Source organism: Micromonospora sp. DT227 (assembly GCF_049841835.1).
GTDB lineage: Bacteria > Actinomycetota > Actinomycetes > Mycobacteriales > Micromonosporaceae > Micromonospora.
On the sequence record NZ_JBNCLA010000008.1, the window covers coordinates 201,870 to 222,244 of the forward strand.

Below are 20,375 nucleotides of genomic sequence, written 5' to 3' on the forward strand. Positions count from 1 at the left end.
GCGACACGCCGTCGAATCGTGGCCGACATGTCACCGCGGCGTCGGGAGCGGGGATGCTGAAACAGGACACCGATATACGTAGCGCGTTGTCGAAGGTGGGCATCACGCTCGCGCAATTGCGGGACACGGGTGGGAGTGTGCTGGCCGATGGCCGTGCCTATCTGGTCGGCTCGCTGGCTCAGGGGTTCGGCAACGGGGGAAGCGACGTCGATATCCACGTGTTCGACGAATCCGCGCACCCGAACAGTGCCCCCTATCTGTTCTTCGTCGATCAGGTGCCGGTCGACATCGAATTCTTTCCCGCGGTCCGGGTCGCCACGATGGTCGCCGAACTCGGTCGTGCGGCGGTGCACACGGAGGTCGGGCGGATCGCGCTCCACCCGGCGCCGCGTGGCCATCGCAAGATGTGCCTGTCCCGCTGGATGACGGCGGTTCCCCTCGACCCCGCACACGGCGCGCTGTTGACCACCGCCGACGCCGCGGTGATCCGGGCGCATCTGCTGCGCCACAGCGTCGAGCTGACCGTGCTGTACGCGGCGCTGGCCGAGTTGGCCGAGCTGGGTGGCGCGAACCCGGCGGGGCTGTGGGGACACAGCGGGCGGGCGCTGCTCGATCTGTTGTGCACCGAACGTGGCCTTGCCCCGATGGGCGCCAAGTGGCTCCCGGCGCGACTGCGTGCGGCCGGGGTCGACGACGCCGTACGCCGATCGTTCGACCCGGCCACCCTCGACGACTGGGTCGCGGCCGTCGCTCGACTGGTGTGGCCGATCGACGACCCCCTCGCCCTGGTCGAGTTGCAGGAGTGCACGATCGGCGAACCGGTCCCCCTCGGACGGCGGGCGATGACCGTGACGCGCTACCACCGGCTGCACGGCGGCGAGCCGCCGGTCGGCGGGTGCCTCCGGCAGGTCGTCGCGCAGGCCGGGGCCCGGCGGGTCCTGGCGTGGATACGGGCGGGGCTGGTGCGTCCCGCCGTCGACCCGGCCGCGCTCGACCACTCCGCCCGCCGGTCGCCGACCGACGCCGGGCCCGAAGGAGAACCGCGATGACCCAGGCGCCGGAGCGGGACACCTGGTGGGTGGCCAACCGGGCGGCCCCCGCGACCTATGTCTACTTCACGTACGTGCAGAGCTCACTGGGTGACATGGATGCCGCGACCGTCGACCGGGACTGGGAGACCGTCGTGGCGGCGGCGGCCGAGGCGGTGACGTCGATCGGGTACTGCCTGCTGGTGCTGCGGGGCCTGGAGGGCAACACCTACGACGGCGAGGTGGCGATCCACCTGGCCGACGCCCGCCCGGGGGATCCGATGGCGGAGGTCGAGTCGACCCGCCGGTCGCTGCCGGAGGCGGTGGGCGCGTCGCGGGAGCAGGCCGAGACGGCCCACGCGGCGGTGCGGAGGCTGACCGATCTCGTCGTGGCCGAACTGCCGTCGGCGCTGCCGACCGTACGCGCCTCCGACGGGTTCTTCCCCGGCGTCCGCATCGCCAAGGACTACGAGAACCTGCGTAAACGGCTCGGACTACCGCCTCTGGACTGGATCAGGTGGCTGCACTGAGAGCGTGTCCCGCCACGAGCCGCCGTCGATTGCGAGGAGTGTCATGCCGCATGTGATCACCCGGACCGTCTGCGCCGCAGGTGTCGACGCGGTCTGGGCCAAACTCAAGGACATCGAGTCCTATCCGACCTACATGACAGTGGTCCGGTCGGTGGAGATCGAACGGGAGCTGTCCGACGGACGCCGGGTCAGCTCGTGGTCGGTGCTGCTCAAGGGCTCGGTCCTGGAATGGCGTGAGGAGGAGGTCGTCGACGAGGCGAGCCGAACGTTGTCCTTCGCGCAACTCGACGGAGACATGGACGTGTTCACCGGGCAGTGGCGGGTGACCGCCGAGTCGGGCGGGACGGTGATCACGATGGAGGCCACGTTCGACATCGGCATCCCGCTGCTGGCCGAGATGCTGAACCCGGTCGCCGAGAAGGCGCTGCGGGACAGTTGCGTCCAGATCGCCTCGGCCGTGGGCGCGCAGGCGCATGCCTAGCGGGGCGGTGGGCCCGTACCTGGCCGCCCGGTTCCCCGTACCGCTGATGGTGGTGGCCGCGCTTCCCGGGGTCGCCGCGGGTCTCGCCCACGACGGTGCCACGCCCGCCACCCTCGCCGCCTGCGCCGCCGGCACGATGCTGCTGTTCCTGGCGCAGCGGCTGGTGGACGACATCGACGACTTCGACCGCGATCGCGCCCAGGGCCGGCTCCCGCAGCGGGTCACCCGGGCGGGCATGGTCGCCGGCCTGGTGCTGACCGGCGCACTGGCGCTGCTGCTCGGCCTGCCCGGACCCGCGGCCGTGCTGACCGCCGCCGTGGCGTTGACCGGCATGTGGGTGGGCCCCCTGGTGGCGCGTCACCGGGCGCTGCGGCGGCCGGTGCTGCTGTTCGTGCTCTACGAGAGCGTGCCCCTCGCGATCATGGTCTTCCCGTCCGCACGGGTCGCCGCCGACGCCCCGGTGGCGTGGGGCGCCGCGCTGACCGTCGGCGTCGTGCTGTGGTGCGCCTACGAGTTCTGGAAGTTCTCCCGTAAACCCGGCGACGCCGGCTACACGCCCTTCGACCTGACGCCCGAGGGCCGGGTCCGGGCTGCCGCCGTCATCGCCGCCGTCGGCGCGGTGGTCGCCGCCGTGGCCGGCCGTATCGGCCTGCTGAACGGTCCGGTGTCGGTCGCCACCGCGACGGTCGCGGGGCTGTTCTGCCTGGCCGCCGCCCACCAGGCCGGAATCCGCGACCGCCGCGGTCTCCCGCCGCGGTGGTGGCCGGGCCTGCCGTTGCTGGTGATCCTGCCGTCGGTGGTGGCGGTGACCGCCGCCGCCACGGTCTGAACCCACGAGAGCGAGCCGCGATGCGAATTCTCCACCCGGGCATGCCGGTCGCCGAGGTCGCCGCACTGGGCGGGCGCAAGGCCGCCGGACTCCGTGACCTGCGTGAACTCGGCCTCGCCGTGCCCGACTGGCGGGCGCTGCCGGTCGACGCCTTCACCGAGCACCTACGACGCTGCCAGCCCGCCCGGGGCGAAGGCGAGCCGAGCCCGCCCGGAGACCCCGAGGAGGCCCGGCGACTCCGGGAGGCCATTCTGACGCACGCGCCGGCCCCGCAGGTGCGGGCGGCGATCCGGCGGATCGAGGACGATCTGGGTGACGGTCCCCTCGCGGTCCGGTCCTCGGGGCTGGAGGAGGACGGCGACGTCACCTCCTTCGCCGGTCAGCACGAGAGCTTCCTCAACGTTCGCGGGACCGACGCCCTGCTGGACGCGGTCCTCGGGTGCTGGGCGTCGGCCTTCTCCGACCGCAGCGTCAGCTACCGCGCCCAGCACGGCATCCAGGCGTCCCCCCGAGGGCTGGCGGTGGTTCTCCAGCGTCTGGTGCCCGCCGAGGTCAGTGGCGTTCTGTTCACCGCCAACCCGCTCACCGGATCGCGGACGGAGCGGGTGGTCAGCGGCACCTGGGGTCTCGGTGAGGGTCTCGTGTCGGGAGCCGTCGACGCCGACACGGTGGTGCTGGACCGGGCGGGCTCGGTGCGGTCCGTCGTGCTGGGGGACAAGTCCGAGCGTTACGTGCCCGCCGCCGGCGGCGGCGTCTCACCGCACCCGGTGGCGCCGGCCGACGCCGCGCAGGCGTGCGTCGACGAGGACCTGCTCAGGCAGCTCGGCGCGGTGGCCGACGTCATCGACGAACGGTTGGACACGCCGCAGGACATCGAGTGGGCCGTCGCGGACGGCCAGCTCTGGGTCGTGCAGTGCCGGCCGATCACGAGCGCGCTGGACGCTCCGCCAGGACAGATCCGCACCTGGGACAACTCCAACATCATCGAGAGCTTCCGGGGTGTCACCTCGCCGCTGACCTACAGTTTCGCCCGGCGCGTCTACGGCGAGGTCTACCGGCACTACGCCGCGTCGCTCGGACTCGACCGCACCGCGTTGGACCAGGTCGAGCAGTGGACCCCGTACCTGTTGGGCTACTTCGACGGCCACGTCTACTACAACCTGCACAACTGGTACCGCCTGGTGGGCCTGGCGCCCTTCTACGACAACGGCCGACGCAACCTGGAACTCACCCTGGGCGTCCGCGAGGCGCTGCCGAGGGAGGTGGCGGAGTCACTGGTGCCGTACGAGCCGGGCGCGGGGCCGGCCCGCCTGCTCCGGATGGCACGGACCCGGACGGTCTTCGCCTGGCGCCTGCTGCGCCGCGACCGGATCGTCGCGCGCTTCCTCACCGGCTTCGACGCGGCGTTCGCGGCGTACGACGCGGTCGACTACGGCCGCCTGCCGGGCGACGAGGTGCTGCGCCGCTATCTCGCGCTGGAGCGCGACTTCGTCACCCGCTGGGGTCCGGTGTCCATCACGGACCAGGCCATCGGGGTCTTCTTCGGTCTGCTCGCCCACCTCACGCGTCGTTGGCTGCCCGACGCGCCGCCCTGGCTGGCCTGGGCCGCCGCCGGGCCCGGCAAGGTCGTCTCCGTCGAGCCCGCGGAACGGCTGGCCGAGTTGGCCGAGCAGGTTCGGACCGACCCCGCGCTGGAGGCGTTGGTGCGCGACACGGAGGGGACCGCGACCCGGCAGGCCCTCGCGGACGCCGGACACCACGCGTTCCTGGCCCGGATCGACGCGTACATCGACCGCTTCGGGTATCGCAGCGTCGACGAGCTGAAGCTGGAGGTGCCCGAACTCTCGCACGATCCCGCCTCGTTCTTCGCGCTGCTCACGACCGCGCTCGGCGGCGGCGAGAAGCGGGCCGCCGCGGACATCGCGCCCCATCTGCGGGGCCTCGGCCCGTTCCGCCGCCTGGCCTACCGCTGGGCCCGCACCCGGGCTCAGCGCGCCTTCGCCGCCCGGGAGAAGACCAGGTTCTCGCGCACGATGGCCTTCGGAGTGGTCAAGCGGATGTTCCGCGCGCTGGGTGCGGACCTCGCCCGGTCGGGCCGGCTGGCCGCCCCGGCCGACGTCTACCTGCTCACCCTGGACGAGGTCATCGGCGCCTACGAGGGCACGCTCGTGGAGTCCGACCTGGCCGGGATCGTCGCCCGTCGGTCGGCCGACCACGCCCGCGGCGCCACCGCCCCCGAGCGCTTCACCACGACGGGCGCGGTGTACCCGTCGTCGGGCGGGCAGCAGTGGCCCGAGGACGTCGACGACGCCCCGGCCATGGGTCCGCGGGACGAGATGGTCGGTGTGGCGGCCGGGCCGGGAACGGCCACCGGCCCCGCGATCGTGGTGGACACCCCGCACGGCGTCGACGGTCATGTGGTCGTCACGTACCGCACCGACCCCGGCTGGGTGGCGGTGCTGCCGTCCGCCGCCGCGCTGCTCATCGAGCGCGGCAGCCCGCTCACCCACGTCGCGATCGTCGCGCGGGAACTCGGTGTCCCCACCGTCGTGCAGATCAGGGACCTGACCAGGCGGGTCGCGGACGGAACCCTGCTGGAGGTCAACGGCTCCACCGGCCGGGTACGAGTGGTGGAGCCGGCCGATCATGGATGAACGGGGCGCGGCCGGCCGGTTCATCGCGTTCGAGGGGATCGACGGCAGCGGCAAGACGACCACGGCGGCGCATCTGGTGGAGCTGCTGCGTCGTTCCGGGGTGCCCGCCACCCTGGTCGCGCACAACAGCACCGATGTGGGTCAGCCGGCCGTGTCGCAGTACGTCGCCGAGTTGCTGTCGTTGAAGCAGCGGACGCACTCGTTCGACTACGCGTCTCTCGGCGCGGTGCACTGGGCGCTGATCCGGGCCAGCTACTACGCCCTGGTCGACCGTTTCGTCGTCGGTCCGGCGTTGGAGCGGGGTGAGGTGACGGTGGCCGACGGGTGGTACCACAAGTTCATCGCCCGGGTCACCGCGGCCGGGCACGCCGACCCGGAGGCGGTCCGATCGATCTTCGCCCCCGTCCGCCGGCCGGACACGGTGTTGCTGCTGGACACCGCGCCGGAGGTGGCCGCCGACCGGAAGAAGGACATCAACGACGCCGAGTACGGCCCCGCCCGCCGGGGCACGGGCACCCGCTCGGTGTTCGCCAGGTACCAGCGCCGGGTCCGTGGCGAGCTTCTGCGCATGGCCGATCCTCGGGTCTGGCAGGTGATTCCCACGGCGGACCTCGGACCCGGGCGGGTCGCCGCCGCCTGCCTCGACGCGCTGCGCGGGCAGGGCCTGCTGGCGGAGGGGTCTAGCGTACGGTGACGACGACGGGGTCGTCGCTAGGTGTGCGTCATGTCGGCGACCTTCTGCCGGGCCTCGACGAGCGCGACCTCGATCTTCTCCACCGCCGCCAACAGCGCCTCTCCGCCACGGGTCGTGGACACCCGCCGCGTCGTTCGGGTGAGCAGCGGGACGCCCCAGTCCTTCTCCAGACGCCTGATCCGGTGCGAGAGTGTGCTGGGGCTGACGAACAGCAGGGCCGCCGCGCGCGTGAAGGAGCGCTCCCGGGCGACGGTGCGGAAAGAGTGTAGGGCCTGCCAATCCATTGTGACCCCCGGAAAGAACGAAGACGGGCGTGTTCGTCAACTTGTAGAGTCGGAGGAACCAGGCCGCAGTCGGACGGCGACAATTGTTTCCACCGGCGGTGAAATCGTCCGGGCGCGCACTTCCGGTAGGAAGGTGTTCCGTTTGGGGATTGGTGCGGCGGCCGGGTGTGAAGATCGTGAAGGCGCTACGGTCAGCGACCGTATTCCTGGTTGACAGCCATCCTGGCACCACTTCCTCACCGGTTGTTCGACCCGCAGCGGGCATTGGCCCGTCGGCTGCGGACGTATCGCGAACAAGTGCGAGCAATTGCTGAGGCTGACCTGCCGCCTCGGTGTTTCGGCTGATCCGAGTCTTGCATGAATGGAAGGCGTCCGGCTATTCCAATTGCGTATTCATGTCGTGACGCACTGCAACACCGCCGGATTGCCGGGGTTGGGCGGGCGCCGTCCGCCGGGCAGCCGAGCTGCGCTGCCGGACGCCGTGACCGGCGCGTTCGCGGCGTCCCGGCCCGTGGATGGGCATGGTCGCGGAGTGGTGTGCCGCCAACCGTGGGCGGGGCGCAACGGCCTGCCGGATGCCGTGCCGGCAGCACCACTTGCCGACCGGAAATCGGGCGGGTCCGGAAAGCCGGGCGGATCCGGCCGGCGGGCCGGAGGGAAATGTCGCTTAGCGAAGTCGCCCAGGTGGCTGTGTCGTGCGTCGCGACCGGGAGGGGACCTTTCGCGGCGGTCGGGCGACGGGAGCGTGCCGACCGCCGGAAAGTCGAACGCGAGATTATCGGAGTTCGCAGAGCGGCGACCGGAAATCGCCGGATCCCGCAGATCGGCGGTTCATTGACACGTGCCGGACGGCGCCATCGCGATCACCAGACGGTGGCGGGCGTCGGTCACCTCCTGCGGCGTCGCGCTGGTCGTCCAGGCCGCCAGTTGCTCGGCGGACCGTGCCGTCAGGAGCACGAACTCGCCTTCCTCGCCCGGCACGGTCACTGGAACGCCGGCACCTCGGCGGTCCGCGCCGCTCCCGCCCCCGCGCAGCGGCTCTGGGACGGCAACGCCACGCCGGTGGCGGAGGGGCACGTGGTCGACCTGGGAGCTCGGAGCGTTCGACGAGGTGCCGGACTGACCGCCGTTGCTGCCGTTCGAGCGGCCACTCTGCGTACCGCCGCCCGTCGACCCGCCGCCCGGATGTGCTCGCCGCGGTGGCACCAGCGCGGAGGCTCGTCCACCGCACCCGACTCCGCCAGCTCAGGACGCACCGACCGCATCGTCTCGACCGAGGCGACAGCGCCGCCGAACTCGGGCCCCCGGGGGCGGGGCGGGGGCCGGGTCAGCGCGGGCCGGCCGCTCGCCGGGGCGTGGCGGGAACGCGGAGCGCGGTCAGCGCCCGGCGTACCTCGTCGGCGCCGATGGAGTCGCCGGTCTGCTCGGAGATGGCGAGCGCGAGGTGCAGGTCGTCGCGGGCCGTGAGCTGCTGGCCCGTCTCGCGGTGCACCTTTGCCCGCACGGTGAGCACCCGCCACTCCGCCTCGCGGTTGCCGGTGTCCCGGGCGGCGGTGAGGGCCCGGTCGAGCCATCCGTACGCCTGCCGGTACCGGCCACTGCGGGCGTACGCCTGGCCGATGGTCAGGATGGTGATGCCGAGGCCCAGTTCGTCGCCGATCTCCCGGCGCAGCCGCAGGCTCTCCTGAAGGTGGACGAGCGCCGCGTCGGACTGGTCGAGTTGCAGCAGCACGTCGGCGAGGTTGTTGAGGGTCACGCCCATCCGCCGGCGGTCGGCGCGGCGGCGGTGCAGGTCGAGGGCTCGCAGGAAGGCAGCCCGGGCCTCGTCGAGGCGGCCGGCGGCAGCGAGTAGGACGCCGAGGTGGTCGAGGGTCACCGCCACCGCCTGAGTGTCGTCGTCGGCCTCGCGCAGCGCGAGCGCGATCCGGAGGTTGTCGACCCCCTGGTCGGTCTCGCCCAGCCGGGACTGGGCCACCGCGAAGTAGGTCAGCGCGGTCGCCTCGTCCGGGCGGCTGCCCAGTCGCCGGGCGCACCGCAGCGCCCCCTGGGCCACCTCGCGCAGCTCGCGGTAGTACCCCCGCATGGGGAGGAAGGGGTACATCTCCGCGCACAGTCGGACCGCGAACAGGTCGCCCTCGGTGGTGCCGTCCCGGGCCGCCACGCGTGCGGCGGCGACCAGATTCTCCCGCTCCCGGTCCAGCCATCGCAGGGCCTCCCGCTGGTCGGCGAAGGTCACGACGGGCCGCGCCTCGACGAACCCGTCGGCGGGTCGGTCGGGAACGCGCCGAAGGTGGTCGCCGGCCCGTCGCGTGGTGCCGAGCCAGTAGCAGCGGGCCGCGTGGATCGCCGCCGCCCGGGTCGTCGGGTCGCGCCGGCCGCGCTCCATCGCGTAGAGCCGGACGAGATCGTGCAGGCGGTAGCGGTCCGTGCCGCACGCCTCGACGAGGCCGGCGGCAGCCAGCCGGTCCAGCAGCGCGCGCACCTCACGGGCATCGGCTCCGGTGAGCACCTGGGCCAGTTCGAGACCGATCGCCGGGGGACAGACCATGCCCCAACGGTCGAACAGGGCCATCGCCTCGGGCCCGCCGGGGCGTTCGGCGAGGACGTCGGTGGTGACCGCGAGGCTGGCGCGGACGGCCAGGTCGTCGCAGCTCAGCTCGTCCAGTCGGAACTGCTCGTCGGCGAGCCGGGCGACCATGTCGGCGAGGGCCCACTCCGGACGACCGGCCAGCCGGGCCCCGACGATCCGCAGCGCGAGCGGAAGATGGTCGCACAGGTCGGCCAGCACCTCCGCCTGCTCCGGGGCCGCGAGAATCCGTTCTGGCCCCGCGTGCCGGGCGAGCAGCGCCACCGACTCGTCGGGAGCGAGCGCGCCGACGGCGAGGTGGGTCACGTCCAGCGTCGGCAACGCCGTGCGGCTGGTCACGATCACGGTGGCGGCGCCGAGCACCGACAGCAGCCGGCGCACCTGGCCGGCGTCGACCACGTTGTCCAGGAGCAGGAGCATCCGCCCGTCGCCGACCCGAGTCTGCAACTCGGCCGCCTCCGCGGCCGCGGTGCCGCCCGAGCGTTCGCCGTCGAGCGCGCGGAGCAGGCTGCCGGTGGCCTCCTCGACCGTCATCGGGGTCAGCCCGGGGCTGCCGCAGAAGTCGAGGTAGAGCTGGCCCCGCGGGTAGGACGGGGCGAGCCGGGCGGCGACGGCGCCGGCCAGCGCCGACTTGCCGACCCCGGCCGGACCGTGCAGCACGATCGCGCCGGCCCTGCCGAGGGTGGCCTCGATCTGGCTCAGCAGGCACTCCCGGCCGAGGAGGACGACCGGCGGCGGGAGGCTGGACGGCGCGGTGCGCGGCGACAAGTCGCCAGCGGCGGCATCGGGACGGCCGGGCGCCGTCGGTACCCCTTCGCGCAGGCCCCGCCCGATCTCCCGCAGCACCAACCCCGGGCCCCGGCCGGTGCCGGCGCGTAGCGCGGCGTCCGCCGCGGCCAGGGCGGTCAGGGCCTCGGCCCGCTCGCCCAGCCGGACCAGGGCCTGAGTCAGGGCCTCCCAGGCGGACTCGCGGGCCGGTCGGTCGGCGAGCAGCGACCGCAGCGCGGCGACCGCGGCGTGGTGCTGGCCGGCCTCGGCGCAGGCGGCGGCGTACCGCTCCACCGACACCCATCGACTCTCGTCGAGCGCGTCGAGGCTGTGGCCGAACGCCCCGAAGCGGGGCAGCCCCTCGGCCGCCTCGCCCCGCCAGTGCCGCAGCCCGGCCGCGAGGGCCTGCGCGGACTGTTCGGGGCGTCCGCGACGGACCGCGTCCAGGGCGTCCCGGATGTCGACCTCGAATCCGTCGAGGTCCAGCTCGCCCGACTCGACGGCCAGGGCGTAGCCGGCGTTCACCCAGACCAGCCGGTCCCGGTGGGGACCCAGCAGGCCGCGCAGCCGCGTCACGTACGTCCTGAGGTTGACCGGCGCCGACGGCGGCGGCTCGTCCCACAGGTCGCCCAGCAGTCGCTTGGTGGAGACCCGCCGCCCGCGGCTCAGCAGCAGCGCGGCCAGCAGGAGCTGGGTCCGGCCGGCCGGCAGCGCGACCGCGCTCCCGTCCAGGTGCAGGGTCACCGGCCCCAGCAGGCCGAATGCGACTGTCATAACCCGCGACCCCCCATGCCCTCGGAGATCCGATTGCCGGCCGTGAGAGCCTAGCTTGATCTTCGGCCGGTTCGGGATGGGCGGGATTCAAAGTCTTCGCTTCCTGGTGCCCGTCGGTGGAGGCGCGACGCACCGCCGGGTGCCGCGGCGATGCTCGTAGGGAGCATCGCCGGCGACACCCGGCGGGTGAAGGTCGACCGGTCCTCTCGGGTGGACCGGCCGCCTCAGTAGTTGACGTAGGCGGTGACGGCGATGTGCTCGGAGTACGCGCCGCCGGTCGCCGTCGGGCTGATGTGGGCGGCGTTGCTGAAGCCGCCGCCGCTCTTGGCCAACAGGAAGTCGATCCGCCGGGAGCCGTTGGTGTCGTACGCCGAGGAGCAGTCGCGGCTACCGCACTTCTCCGCGATCGGGTCCCGGTAGCCGAGCGCCTTGGCGTCGTCCCACCAACCCCTGGTCTTGGCCTCGGTGTTCATGTCACCTGCGACGATCTTGAGGTCGCCACCGAGGCGGCCCATCGCCTCCTCGGCCTCGGACATGTTCTCGTCGGCGCAGTCAGGGCCGTTCCAGGTGTTGGTGGGCCAGTGGATGGAGGCGACCGAGACGTCCTCGTTGCGGACGTTGTCGTGCAGCCGGACGCCGATGTTCTCCACCCGGTCCTGGCTGCTTGAGGTCGGCTCCAGGTTCTTGCACCCGCCGGTCTTGTTCTCGGGGGCGTCGGAGCGCCAGCGGGTCTCAGCCTCGGGGGTGAACCGGTCCGAGCGCCAGATCACCGCGTTGGTCTGCTGGTTCTTCAGCTTGCCGCAGGTGCTGGTGTAGCCCATGGAGCCCGGGCTCGCAATGGCGATCTTGCCGGCGTAGGTGCCCGGCAGGTCGGCGGAGAGCCGCTGGAGGAGGGTGTTGAGCTGCGTCTGGTTCGAGATCTGCTGGATGGTGAAGATGTCCGGGCTCAGCGGCCGGCCCTTGAGGTAGGTGAGCAGCCGGTCCCAGATGTAGCCGTCGGCGCACGACGCCGGCAGCCAGTTCTCGATGTTGTTGTTGTAGACCACCAGGTAGTTCGGCGACGTGTTGACGGCGGCCTGGGCGGGGGTGGCGCCGGTGAGGCCGGCCGCCGCGGTCATCAGGGCCGTGCTGAGCACGGCGATGGCGCCGCGTACGAGGCGGTGGTGACGAATGGGCATGGATCCTCCTGGTCGTGCCGGTGTGACAGCGGTCAGCGGGACCGCTGGTATTCCTCCCAGGTCCGCTTGCCGACCACCGGGCCGTCGTCGGGGCCCTGGTTGGCCAGGCCGTTGCGGCCGAGGTAGTAGTCGCCGGCCTGGTTCTGCGCGCCGGTCGACTGGTCGGTGTCGGCGAGCGCGACGGCGTGGATGTGGTAGCCCCAGTCCCCCTGGGCGGGGGTGCGCAGCCAGGCGGCGAAGCCCACCGTGCGCAGCCGGCGCAGCACGTCCGTCCGGGTGGCCGAGGAGAGGCCGCTGACCGACAGGTCGAGCGCGCCGCCGCCGTCGTGGGTGCCCGCGGACGCGTCGACGCCCGAGTTGTACGAGCCCTGGGTGATGCCGAGTTGGCGACCGAGCAGGCGCTCGGCCTCCAGCAGCATGGCCCTGGTCCGCGTGTTGACCTGCACGCCGCGCAGGGTCACGACGCTTCCTGGCGAGAGGGCCCGGACGACGGTGAAGCGCCCGTCGCCGAGCGCCCGCAGCGATGACGGACCGGGCAGGCCGGTCGCGTCGAGGCCGGTGTAGCCGAGAGAGCGCTGGTACGCCGCGTACGCGGCGACGGTGCTGGTGCCGAAGTGCCCGTCCACGTAGGAGGTCGACAGCAGCCCTCTGGCCTGGAGCGCGCGCTCCACCAGCAGCACGCTGTCCTTCGCGCCCTCGGTGAGGGCGGTGTCCGCGCGTCGCGGGTCGATCTGGGCCGCCTTGATGAGCGCCTCCATGTCGACCTCGGGCAGGGCGGCGGATGCCGGGCTGACGGCCGCCGGTCCGGTGGTCGCCACGGCGAGGCCGAGGGCGCCGGCGACGGCGAGGAGCCCCACCGCGAGCAGGCGTACGAGACGTCGGTTCATCCGACCCGGCCGGCGGGGCGAGCGCATATAGATAGATGTGGGCGCATGCCGCACGACTATTGGCGGGCGTCCGATCGGGGTCAAGGCGCCTGCCCCCGATGAGCGCGGAATGTGCCGGGAATGTGCGGGAGGGCGTCGGAAGGGCCAGCGACGACGAGCATCTCGATTTCGAGGGCCGACCGCGCCGTGACGGGTCCGCGGGTGGACGGACCGGTCACGGCGCGGCTGGGCAGGTCAGGCCGGCACGTCGCCGGCCGTCCAGCAGGACGAGTGGCCGTGGCAGCCGGTGTAACCGGCGAGCGCCTGGTGCAGCGCGGCCAGCCGCGTCGCCGGAAGGTCGCCGGCGATGTTGGTGAGCTGGTCGGGGTCGGTCGTGCGGTCGTAGTACTCGCGCTCACCGTTCGCGTACTCGACGTAGGTGTAAGCCGCGGTCCGCAGCGCGTTGTAGGTGGTCGGGCTGCCGTTGCGTTGGTCCTGGGCGTCCGGGTCGTCGGCGGCTTGGCCGGGTCCGTGGTGTTCGATGAGGGCTCCGCTGCGCCAGCCCGGGGCCGCACCGCCCTGGACGAGGCCGAGCAGGCTGCGGCCGTCGACGTCCGCGCCGACCTCCGCGCCGGCGATCCGCTGGAAGGTTGGCGCCAGGTCGATGTTCTGGACGACCTCCTGCCGGGTCAGGCCCCGGGCGACGGCCGGCCCGGCGACGACGAGCGGTACGCGCACGTCGGTGTCGAAAGCGGTCTGCTTGCCGCCCGTCAGTCGGTACTCGCCCATGTGGAAGCCGTTGTCGGAGCTGAACACCAGGTAGGTGTTGTCGGCGACGCCACTGGCCGTCAACTGCTCGCGGAGGTTGGCGATCAGCCGGTCCACCGCCTGCACCGCCTGCGCACGCTTGCGGAAGTTCCGGTCCAGGTTGTCCTTCTCCGCAGCGGTCAGGGGTCCGTTGCCGGCGAGCCAGGAGGGCGCCTGGCGGGGTAGGCGGTCGTAGGCCGGGCCGCGTGGGGCGGTGAGACCGGGGAACTTGTCGAGGTCCTGGTCGGCCGGGGTGAACGGACTGTGCGGTGCGAACGTCGAGACCTCCAGCAGGAACGGCGTCCCGGCCGCCGCGGCGCGCTGGATGAAGGACCTGCCCTTACGGGCCAGAACGTTGGTGAGGTAGTCGGCCGGCGCGTCGCCGTAGTGCTTGATCACCCGGTTCTCGTTGAGGTCGTAGTTGTACTCCGGGTATCCGTTTCCCGCCACGTACCATTCGGACCAGCCCGGCGGAACGTAGGGCTGCGTCCCGCCCTGGGTGTCGGCCGGCAGGTAGCCGTTGAGGTACTTGCCCATGAAGGCCGTCGTGTAGCCCCGGCCCTGCAGGGAGGTGGCGAAGGTACGGCTCTCGTTGCCCCGGCCCTTGAAGACCGCGAATCCGCCGTCGCTGCCGCCGTTGGTGAACACGCCCGTGTCGTGGGGGAACTTGCCGGTCAGGATGGATGAGCGCGACGGGCAGCAGAGCGAGTCCGTCACGGTGTAGTTGGTGAAGGTGACTCCTTCCGTCTGCAACTGCCGTACCTGCGACAGGTACGGCACCAGGTTCCAGGCCAGATCGTCGGTGAGCACGAAGACGATGTTGGGCGCGGCGGCGGCGGCGGACTCGGGCGCGGACTCCGCGCCCCGTGCCGGCGCCCAGGCGGCGACGGCGGCCAGTGTGACGACGGACATCGCGGCGAGGCGGATCCGGAGAGTGGTTGCCATGCGGCCGAGCCTTCCAGAAATCCACTCGCATCTATTTAACAAACGGTAATGATCCGGTCAACGGCCGGCTGACGGCACCGATGGCGTAGGTCGGAGGTGGGACGGTGGCCCGCGTCAGGGAGTCACGGCGATGTTGGTGTGTTGGCCCGCCACACGTTGCCGCAGCCGTTCGTGAACGCGGGCGTGGTGGTGGGATTGCGCGTCTCGTACCCGTTGGCGAACGTGCCCGGGGTGGCGAACGTACCGGTGTTGTCCTCGATGGTGTAACCGATGCCCCCCGGTACAAGCGCACCGCACGTTCACGCAGCTCATCGGGGTACTTCTTCGGTGTTGCCACGGATAACTCCGTTCAGCTCCATCAGAGCATGATCGAAAGCCTCCGAGCTACCGGGGGAACCTCACACACGTAGTCGACGGTGTTCTCTGTGGCGAGCAACCACGGATGCCTCTCACCCTTCGGTGAAGACCACCGAAGACCCCCAGCACATGGCCGACAACAAGGGCTTCGACGAAGGAACCCTGCCAGCCCCTTACTCAGTCGGCAGTGGGTGGTTCTCCGTGGCGAGGGACGTCGCCAACGCGCCGAGGGTGAGGGGAGACGAGACGGGGCGTTCGGCCAGACCGGAGGCGCGGGATGCCTCCTGACCGAGAATGCAGCCGACGGCGTACCCGCATGTGCGTGCCTGGCAATAACCCATGCCGGCTCGGGTGAGCATCTTCGCCGAGCGGCCGTCTTGCGCGTCGAGATCCTGCTGCATGGACCGCAGTGCCCCGAAGGGAACCTCCTCGCAGCGGCAGACGGTCGTGTCGTCGGACAGCCGGTCCACCCATCCTGGGGGCACCGGATGAGACCGGTGCATCGCCTGCGCGAAGCGGCGGAGCGCCGCCCGCGAGCGGCGCAGCCGAGGTGCGATCGACGAGGAGCCCGCCGCGACGGTACCGGCGATCTCGCCTTCCACGGCCGCGAGCGCGGCGCCACCCACGCCGCAGGCTTCGCCAGCGACAAAGACGCCCTCGACCGATGAGCGCTGCTCGTCGTCGACCTCGCACACCAGCGACCCGTCGACATCCACGCGCGTCGCGCAGCCGAGCGCCAGCGGCAGTTCCAGTTGCGGGGTGAAACCCCACCCCACGGCCAGCACATCGACCGCGACTGTACGTTCGCTCCCGGGTACCACCTGGCCCATATGGCCCAACCGCATGGTGGTGACCCGTTGCACGACGTCCGTGCCGTGGGCGGAGACCACGACGGACCGGGTGATGATCGGAATGCGGTGCCGCGCCAGCACCCGGGCGTAGCTGGCGCCCTCACCGAGTTTGCTCACATTACGGATCACGGCGCCGAGCTCACTCAGCCACGCCAGCGGGGAGGCGGCCTCGTGAACACCCACGACGCGTGCTCCCGACTCGGCCAGTCCGGCCGCGACCGGAAGCAGGAAGGGACCGGTTCCGGCTACCAGCACCCGCTGTCCGGCGATGACGCCGTGGCCCTTGAGCAGCGCCTGCACACCCCCCACCGTCATCACGCCCGGAAGGTCCCACCCGGGAAACGGGATCTGACGGTCGTACGCCCCCGGGGCCAGGATCAGTCGACGGCTGCGGAACTCGGCGACTCGTTCGGCCCCACCGGCCCGGTCGACCACGTGGACGACGAAGGTATTCCCCTCGCGGGTGACCGTCCACACGTGGTGCTGGGAGAACTGGGTGACGGCCGGGAGCCCGGCCACAAGACGGTGATAGGTCGCCAGGTCATGATGAAGGTGGGCCACCTCGGCGGCGGACACCCCACGCTCGCTCGGTGCCGGGTGGCGCCAGTACTGGCCACCGGGCGCCGTGCCGGCGTCCACGATGGCTGTGTACGCGCCGGCCCGGGCGGCGCTGGTCGCGGCGGCCAGCCCCGCCGGCCCGGCGCCGACCACCAGGACGTCGAAGACTCGCTCAGACTTCGAGGTCGCCATGACCGGTTCCTTCCTGCGTGCTGACCCTCATGTCCGGTTCGGCGAGCCGGAGGCAGGCGCGTTCGTTCGGGCGTCCGTTGATGACGACGAGACAGTCGAAGCACACGCCGATACCGCAGAACAAACCCCGCGGCCGGCCCTCGCGTCGGGTGCTGCGCCAGGACCGCACCCCGGCTGCGGTCAACGCGGCGCCCACGCTCTGCCCGGGTCGGAAGGGGATCTGGCCGCCGTCGAAGAAGAGGTGTGGCCGGCTCGTCATGCGGTCACCTGCGCGAACCTCGATGGGGCGAACGCCGAGGGATCGATGCCCGGCTGGCCGTTGGTCAACATCTGGCTGATCAACTTTCCGGTCGCCGGGGCGAGGCCGATGCCGGCGCCCTCGTGCCCGCAGGCGTGGAACACGCCGGGAATGCGTGGGTCTGAACCGATGACCGGCAGGTGGTCTGGGCAGTAGGGGCGGAACCCGCGATAGGTCCGCATCAGCCGCACGTCGGCGAGGAAGGGGAAGATGCGTACCGCCAGCGAGGCCAGCCGCCGCAGCACCTCCACAGACATGGTCTCGTCGAAGCCCACCCGCTCCCGACTCGCGCCGATGAGCACCGTTCCGCCCCGGGTGCCTTCGACGACGGTTGAGGTCTCCAGCCCGGCGCCGTCGGACGCGACGTTCTCGACGTAGTCAGCGGAGTACACCTTGTGCCGGACCACCCGGGGAAGCGGCTCGGTCACCAGGATGAACCCGCGGCGGGGGAGGATCGGGATCGGCGCACCGAGCCGCTCGCCGACCTGACCCCCCCAGGTTCCGGCGGCATTGACGACCGCGTTGGTGGGATAGCTGCCGGTGCGCGTCCGGACCGCCGTGACACGTCCGTCCCGACCCCGTTCGGCCGCCACGGCCTCCTCGCCACGGACCACCGTGGCCCCGAGGGACCGGGCCCTCGCAAGAAGAGACACCGCCGCCAGTACCGGTTGTACCTGCATGTCCTGGGGGTAGAAGACTCCTCCGAGCAGGTCCTGGGCCAGGTTCGGCTCGTGGTCGTGGAGCTGGTCCGCGCGCAACGCGAACGTCTCCACCCCGGTGGTCCGTTGCCCCTCAGCGAATCGGGTCAGGGCCCCGGCAGCCGCATCCGAGGTGGCCACCACCAGGCCACCCTTCTCTTCGAGTTCGAACGGGTCGGGGCCGTACTCGGCGGCCAGTTCCAGCCAATGCGTACGGGACGCCAGAGCCAGGTCCAGTTCGGGACCGGGTTCCTTGTCCGAGACGAGGATGTTCCCCTCACCACGACTGGTCGTACCGCCAGCCACCGTCCCCCGCTCGAGAACAGTCACCGACAGTCCCTCGCGCGCGGCATAGTAGGCACAGGCCGCCCCTACGATGCCCGCCCCGACGATGACCACATCAGGCATGCCCTTTCTCCGTCCAGCGCTCGTGGGCCAGTTCGGCCACCACGAGGTCCTGCCAGCCCATGCCGACGCTCTTGAAGAGTGATGAACCGCCGGTCGGTGTCAGGTGTACCGCATCGCGAAGTTCGACGAGGCTGTCCTCGCGGACGGCGCCGACGCGGACGGCCTGAATGATGTCACCCGCTTCGCGCAGGGCGACGTCGTGTGACTCGACCACCACCCGTCCGGCGGATCTGATGGTCGCATCGTCGACTTCACGGGCATTCGGCTCGTGGGAGCCCACCGCTACGACACAGGTTCCCGGGCGCAACCGGCGGCCGTCGAAGAGCGGCCGGCGGGCCGTGGTGGCGCACACCACCACGTCGGCATCCGCGACATCGCCGTGGCTGCCCACGCGCGCGTCCAGACCGCTGTGCCGAACTTTGGCGACCAGGGCCGCCGCGCGGTCGGGATCCCGGCCGACCACCGTGACGTTGCCGAGGGGGCGAATGATCCGCAGCGCCTCCACATGCCCCCACGCTTGCGGGCCAGCGCCGAACACGACCAGGTGCCGTGCGTCGGGCGGGGCCAGGTGGTCCACCGCGACCGCGGAAACAGCAGGGGTACGCAACGTCGTCAGGGCCGTGCCGTTCAGCAGCGCCACCGGGGTCAGCGTGACCCGGTCGTACAGCACGTACAGCGCCTGGACGCGTGGGAGACCACGCTCGGCGTTGCCCGGAGCAACCGTGCTCAGCTTCACACCCACGGCGGCCGCGGTCTCGGCGGGCATCAGCAGCAGCTGTCCGTGCTCCACGTCGCGAATGGAGCGCTGCAGGGACGCCTGCGGATCGAGCCCGCCGGACAGGGCCTTCGCCAGCGCGGTGACGGCATCGGCGAACGACACCAGCCCGAAGATGTCAGCCTCGTCGATGTACGGCAGTGTCGCGGTCATCGGCTCTTCACCATGACGGTCGTCGCAAGGGGTACGGAGTGCGCAAGGACGGCGGTTTGACCCGACCGGATCAGCTCCCCAAGCAGAGGGCTGGAGGAGTGGGCGCCGCGTCCGGCCCGTATCGCGAGGACCCGCGCGGCGGCCGTGGGGCCGCCCGTGTAGGTCGGGGTGGCCGGGTGCTGCTCACCGGCCAGCGCCGGCTGTTCCTCGGATGTGAGAACCAGGCCGTCGTCGGGCATCAGGCTCCTTCGCCGGGGGCCAGCGTCACAGTGTGCAGCGAGGTGAAGAAATCCTGCGCGGCCTTGCCCTGCTCGCGGCCGCCCGCACTGGATGCCTTCTCACCGCCGAACGGCAGGTAGAAGTCGACACCTGTGGTCGGGGCGTTGACCTTTACCAGGCCGGCCTCCAACGCGTCCGCCGTGGCGAGCGCCGCGGTGAGATCGCGCGTATACACGGCAGCGGCCAGTCCCTGTGGAACATTGTTGGCCACCGCCACCGCCTCCTGGAGCGTACGCGCCGCCTGCAGCGTGGCGATCGGCCCGAACACCTCCTCGCACGAGAGCGGGTGGCCGGCGGGAACATCCTCGAGCAGGGCCGGACGGACGAACCAGCCGGGGTCGTCGGTCGCTACGCCACCGGTCAGGAGACGGGCCCCGGCCGCGGTCGCGCTACCGGCGGCGGCCAACACCCTGTCCCGGGCGGCTTCGTTGATGACCGGCCCCACCACGGTCGTCGCCTGCGCCGGGTCGCCGAACCCCAGCGCCTCGATCGCTGCGGCGAGCGCGTCTCGCAACGGCGCGACGTCACCCACGACGATCACCCGCTTGGTAGCCGTGCACTTCTGGCCGGCGAATCCCATCGTGGCCGCGGCGATCTGCCTGGCGGCGGACTCCACGTCGGCGTCGGGCAGAACGATCGCCGGATTCTGGCCGCCCATCTCCGCCTGTACCCGCACCCCGCGGGCTGCGGCCGAACGCGTCACGTCGCCACCGACCGCCGTGGATCCGGTGAACGACACCACGTCGGCCTCGGCCACGATTGCCCGACCGGTGTCACCGTCACCGGGAAGGACCGTGAACAGCCCTTCAGGCAGGACCTCGGCGAGCAGGCTGGCCAGCCGCAGCGCCGTCGCGGTGGCGTCCGGCGAGGGCTTGAGCGCCACGGCGTTGCCGAACGCCAACGCCGGTGCGGCCTTCCACAGCGGGATGGCGATCGGGAAGTTCCACGGGGTGACGAGCCCGGCGACGCCGAGCGGCCGGCGCCGGGTGAAGAGCAGACCGAGTGCCGACGGCTCGTGGACCGCGCCCACCGGGTCGTATACCTGCTGCGCGTAGTAGCGAAGGATGGCCACCGCCCGAGCTACCTCACCGCGCGCTTCGCCGACTGGTTTGCCGACCTCGCGAACCACCAGTCGGGTCAGTTCGTCGGACGCCGCCGCCACCGTGTCGGCAGCGTCGGAGAGCGCCTGCGCCCGCGCGGCCGCAGGGCCGCGCCCCCATCGGGCCTGGGCTGCACGGGCGCGGGCGAACGCCTTCGCCACCTCGTCGGCGCCGGCCGCGGGCACCTCCGCAACGAGATCTTCGGGTGCGTGCGGCGAGTAGCTCTTGATCACGAAGGCTCCCTCAGCATCGGTATGCGGGCAGGGTGGGAATGAGGTCAG

General features: G+C 71.8%; 18 protein-coding genes. 6 read left to right on the top strand and 12 right to left on the bottom strand.

The window, feature by feature from the left end; translation table 11 throughout:
* Nucleotides 1-53 precede the first annotated feature (53 nt).
* The 6 genes from ACLQ2W_RS25515 to ACLQ2W_RS25540 are packed head-to-tail and all read left to right on the top strand — an operon-like array spanning nt 54 to nt 6,216.
* Complete coding sequence (locus ACLQ2W_RS25515) at nt 54-1,049, top strand: hypothetical protein (protein WP_425789295.1); 996 nt, start codon at nt 54-56, stop codon at nt 1,047-1,049.
* Complete coding sequence (locus ACLQ2W_RS25520) at nt 1,046-1,558, top strand: hypothetical protein (RefSeq protein ID WP_425789297.1); 513 nt, start codon at nt 1,046-1,048, stop codon at nt 1,556-1,558. Before ACLQ2W_RS25515 ends, ACLQ2W_RS25520 begins: the two co-directional genes overlap by 4 nt.
* A 43-nt stretch (nt 1,559-1,601) precedes the next feature.
* The gene (locus ACLQ2W_RS25525) at nt 1,602-2,039 is read left to right on the top strand and encodes a type II toxin-antitoxin system RatA family toxin (RefSeq protein ID WP_425789299.1); all 438 of its coding nucleotides are present in this window, start codon (nt 1,602-1,604) and stop codon (nt 2,037-2,039) included.
* Nucleotides 2,032-2,868, top strand: coding sequence for a hypothetical protein (locus tag ACLQ2W_RS25530; protein WP_425789301.1), 837 nt, complete (start codon nt 2,032-2,034; stop codon nt 2,866-2,868). Before ACLQ2W_RS25525 ends, ACLQ2W_RS25530 begins: the two co-directional genes overlap by 8 nt.
* A 20-nt stretch (nt 2,869-2,888) precedes the next feature.
* A complete protein-coding gene (locus tag ACLQ2W_RS25535; protein ID WP_425789303.1) occupies nt 2,889-5,522 on the top strand; it encodes a phosphoenolpyruvate synthase in 2,634 nt (877 codons plus the stop codon).
* Complete coding sequence (locus tag ACLQ2W_RS25540) at nt 5,515-6,216, top strand: dTMP kinase (RefSeq protein WP_425789305.1); 702 nt, start codon at nt 5,515-5,517, stop codon at nt 6,214-6,216. Before ACLQ2W_RS25535 ends, ACLQ2W_RS25540 begins: the two co-directional genes overlap by 8 nt.
* Nucleotides 6,217-6,233: 17 nt before the next feature.
* Here the strand turns inward: ACLQ2W_RS25540 and ACLQ2W_RS25545 are convergent, their stop codons facing one another.
* The 12 genes from ACLQ2W_RS25545 to ACLQ2W_RS25600 all read right to left on the bottom strand — a co-directional run bounded on the left by ACLQ2W_RS25545 (nt 6,234) and on the right by ACLQ2W_RS25600 (nt 20,327).
* Nucleotides 6,234-6,500, bottom strand: coding sequence for a LysR family transcriptional regulator (locus ACLQ2W_RS25545; protein ID WP_425789307.1), 267 nt, complete (start codon nt 6,498-6,500; stop codon nt 6,234-6,236).
* Between the two features lie 831 nt (nt 6,501-7,331).
* Nucleotides 7,332-7,487: a hypothetical protein gene (locus ACLQ2W_RS25550; RefSeq protein WP_425789309.1), complete on the bottom strand. Its 156-nt coding sequence runs from the start codon at nt 7,485-7,487 to the stop codon at nt 7,332-7,334.
* 340 nt (nt 7,488-7,827) lie between these two features.
* Nucleotides 7,828-10,629: an AfsR/SARP family transcriptional regulator gene (locus ACLQ2W_RS25555; protein ID WP_425789311.1), complete on the bottom strand. Its 2,802-nt coding sequence runs from the start codon at nt 10,627-10,629 to the stop codon at nt 7,828-7,830.
* A gap of 224 nt (nt 10,630-10,853) precedes the next feature.
* Nucleotides 10,854-11,807, bottom strand: coding sequence for a hypothetical protein (locus ACLQ2W_RS25560; protein ID WP_425789313.1), 954 nt, complete (start codon nt 11,805-11,807; stop codon nt 10,854-10,856).
* 32 nt (nt 11,808-11,839) lie between these two features.
* Nucleotides 11,840-12,694: a peptidoglycan-binding domain-containing protein gene (locus ACLQ2W_RS25565; protein WP_425789315.1), complete on the bottom strand. Its 855-nt coding sequence runs from the start codon at nt 12,692-12,694 to the stop codon at nt 11,840-11,842.
* A 234-nt stretch (nt 12,695-12,928) separates the two neighbouring features.
* On the bottom strand, nt 12,929-14,425 hold the full coding sequence (locus ACLQ2W_RS25570) for a sulfatase family protein (protein ID WP_425789317.1): 1,497 nt from the start codon (nt 14,423-14,425) through the stop codon (nt 12,929-12,931).
* 530 nt (nt 14,426-14,955) lie between these two features.
* On the bottom strand, nt 14,956-16,383 hold the full coding sequence (locus ACLQ2W_RS25575; protein ID WP_425789319.1) for an FAD-dependent oxidoreductase: 1,428 nt from the start codon (nt 16,381-16,383) through the stop codon (nt 14,956-14,958).
* Complete coding sequence (locus ACLQ2W_RS25580) at nt 16,364-16,642, bottom strand: (2Fe-2S)-binding protein (RefSeq protein ID WP_425789321.1); 279 nt, start codon at nt 16,640-16,642, stop codon at nt 16,364-16,366. Before ACLQ2W_RS25580 ends, ACLQ2W_RS25575 begins: the two co-directional genes overlap by 20 nt.
* Nucleotides 16,639-17,787, bottom strand: coding sequence for an NAD(P)/FAD-dependent oxidoreductase (locus ACLQ2W_RS25585; RefSeq protein WP_425789323.1), 1,149 nt, complete (start codon nt 17,785-17,787; stop codon nt 16,639-16,641). The genes ACLQ2W_RS25580 and ACLQ2W_RS25585 overlap by 4 nt, the downstream gene beginning before the upstream one ends.
* On the bottom strand, nt 17,780-18,715 hold the full coding sequence (locus ACLQ2W_RS25590; protein WP_425789325.1) for an ornithine cyclodeaminase family protein: 936 nt from the start codon (nt 18,713-18,715) through the stop codon (nt 17,780-17,782). Before ACLQ2W_RS25590 ends, ACLQ2W_RS25585 begins: the two co-directional genes overlap by 8 nt.
* Nucleotides 18,712-18,954, bottom strand: a complete 243-nt coding sequence (locus ACLQ2W_RS25595; protein ID WP_425789327.1) for a hypothetical protein — start codon at nt 18,952-18,954, stop codon at nt 18,712-18,714. The genes ACLQ2W_RS25590 and ACLQ2W_RS25595 overlap by 4 nt, the downstream gene beginning before the upstream one ends.
* Nucleotides 18,954-20,327 carry an aldehyde dehydrogenase family protein gene (locus ACLQ2W_RS25600; RefSeq protein WP_425789329.1) on the bottom strand — a complete coding sequence of 458 codons (1,374 nt, stop codon included), beginning with the start codon at nt 20,325-20,327 and terminating at the stop codon, nt 18,954-18,956. Before ACLQ2W_RS25600 ends, ACLQ2W_RS25595 begins: the two co-directional genes overlap by 1 nt.
* Nucleotides 20,328-20,375 lie beyond the last annotated feature (48 nt).

What these genes read in the sequence shown, in the direction of transcription:
- ACLQ2W_RS25515 (WP_425789295.1), top strand. Translation starts at nt 54, where the DNA reads ATGCTGAAACAGGACACCGATATACGTAGCGCGTTGTCGAAGGTGGGC.
- ACLQ2W_RS25520 (WP_425789297.1), top strand. Translation starts at nt 1,046, where the DNA reads ATGACCCAGGCGCCGGAGCGGGACACCTGGTGGGTGGCCAACCGGGCG.
- ACLQ2W_RS25525 (WP_425789299.1), top strand. Translation starts at nt 1,602, where the DNA reads ATGCCGCATGTGATCACCCGGACCGTCTGCGCCGCAGGTGTCGACGCG.
- ACLQ2W_RS25530 (WP_425789301.1), top strand. Translation starts at nt 2,032, where the DNA reads ATGCCTAGCGGGGCGGTGGGCCCGTACCTGGCCGCCCGGTTCCCCGTA.
- ACLQ2W_RS25535 (WP_425789303.1), top strand. Translation starts at nt 2,889, where the DNA reads ATGCGAATTCTCCACCCGGGCATGCCGGTCGCCGAGGTCGCCGCACTG.
- ACLQ2W_RS25540 (WP_425789305.1), top strand. Translation starts at nt 5,515, where the DNA reads ATGGATGAACGGGGCGCGGCCGGCCGGTTCATCGCGTTCGAGGGGATC.
- ACLQ2W_RS25545 (WP_425789307.1), bottom strand. Translation starts at nt 6,500, where the DNA reads ATGGATTGGCAGGCCCTACACTCTTTCCGCACCGTCGCCCGGGAGCGC.
- ACLQ2W_RS25555 (WP_425789311.1), bottom strand. Translation starts at nt 10,629, where the DNA reads ATGACAGTCGCATTCGGCCTGCTGGGGCCGGTGACCCTGCACCTGGAC.
- ACLQ2W_RS25560 (WP_425789313.1), bottom strand. Translation starts at nt 11,807, where the DNA reads ATGCCCATTCGTCACCACCGCCTCGTACGCGGCGCCATCGCCGTGCTC.
- ACLQ2W_RS25565 (WP_425789315.1), bottom strand. Translation starts at nt 12,694, where the DNA reads ATGAACCGACGTCTCGTACGCCTGCTCGCGGTGGGGCTCCTCGCCGTC.
- ACLQ2W_RS25570 (WP_425789317.1), bottom strand. Translation starts at nt 14,425, where the DNA reads ATGGCAACCACTCTCCGGATCCGCCTCGCCGCGATGTCCGTCGTCACA.
- ACLQ2W_RS25575 (WP_425789319.1), bottom strand. Translation starts at nt 16,383, where the DNA reads ATGGCGACCTCGAAGTCTGAGCGAGTCTTCGACGTCCTGGTGGTCGGC.
- ACLQ2W_RS25580 (WP_425789321.1), bottom strand. Translation starts at nt 16,642, where the DNA reads ATGACGAGCCGGCCACACCTCTTCTTCGACGGCGGCCAGATCCCCTTC.
- ACLQ2W_RS25585 (WP_425789323.1), bottom strand. Translation starts at nt 17,787, where the DNA reads ATGCCTGATGTGGTCATCGTCGGGGCGGGCATCGTAGGGGCGGCCTGT.
- ACLQ2W_RS25590 (WP_425789325.1), bottom strand. Translation starts at nt 18,715, where the DNA reads ATGACCGCGACACTGCCGTACATCGACGAGGCTGACATCTTCGGGCTG.
- ACLQ2W_RS25595 (WP_425789327.1), bottom strand. Translation starts at nt 18,954, where the DNA reads ATGCCCGACGACGGCCTGGTTCTCACATCCGAGGAACAGCCGGCGCTG.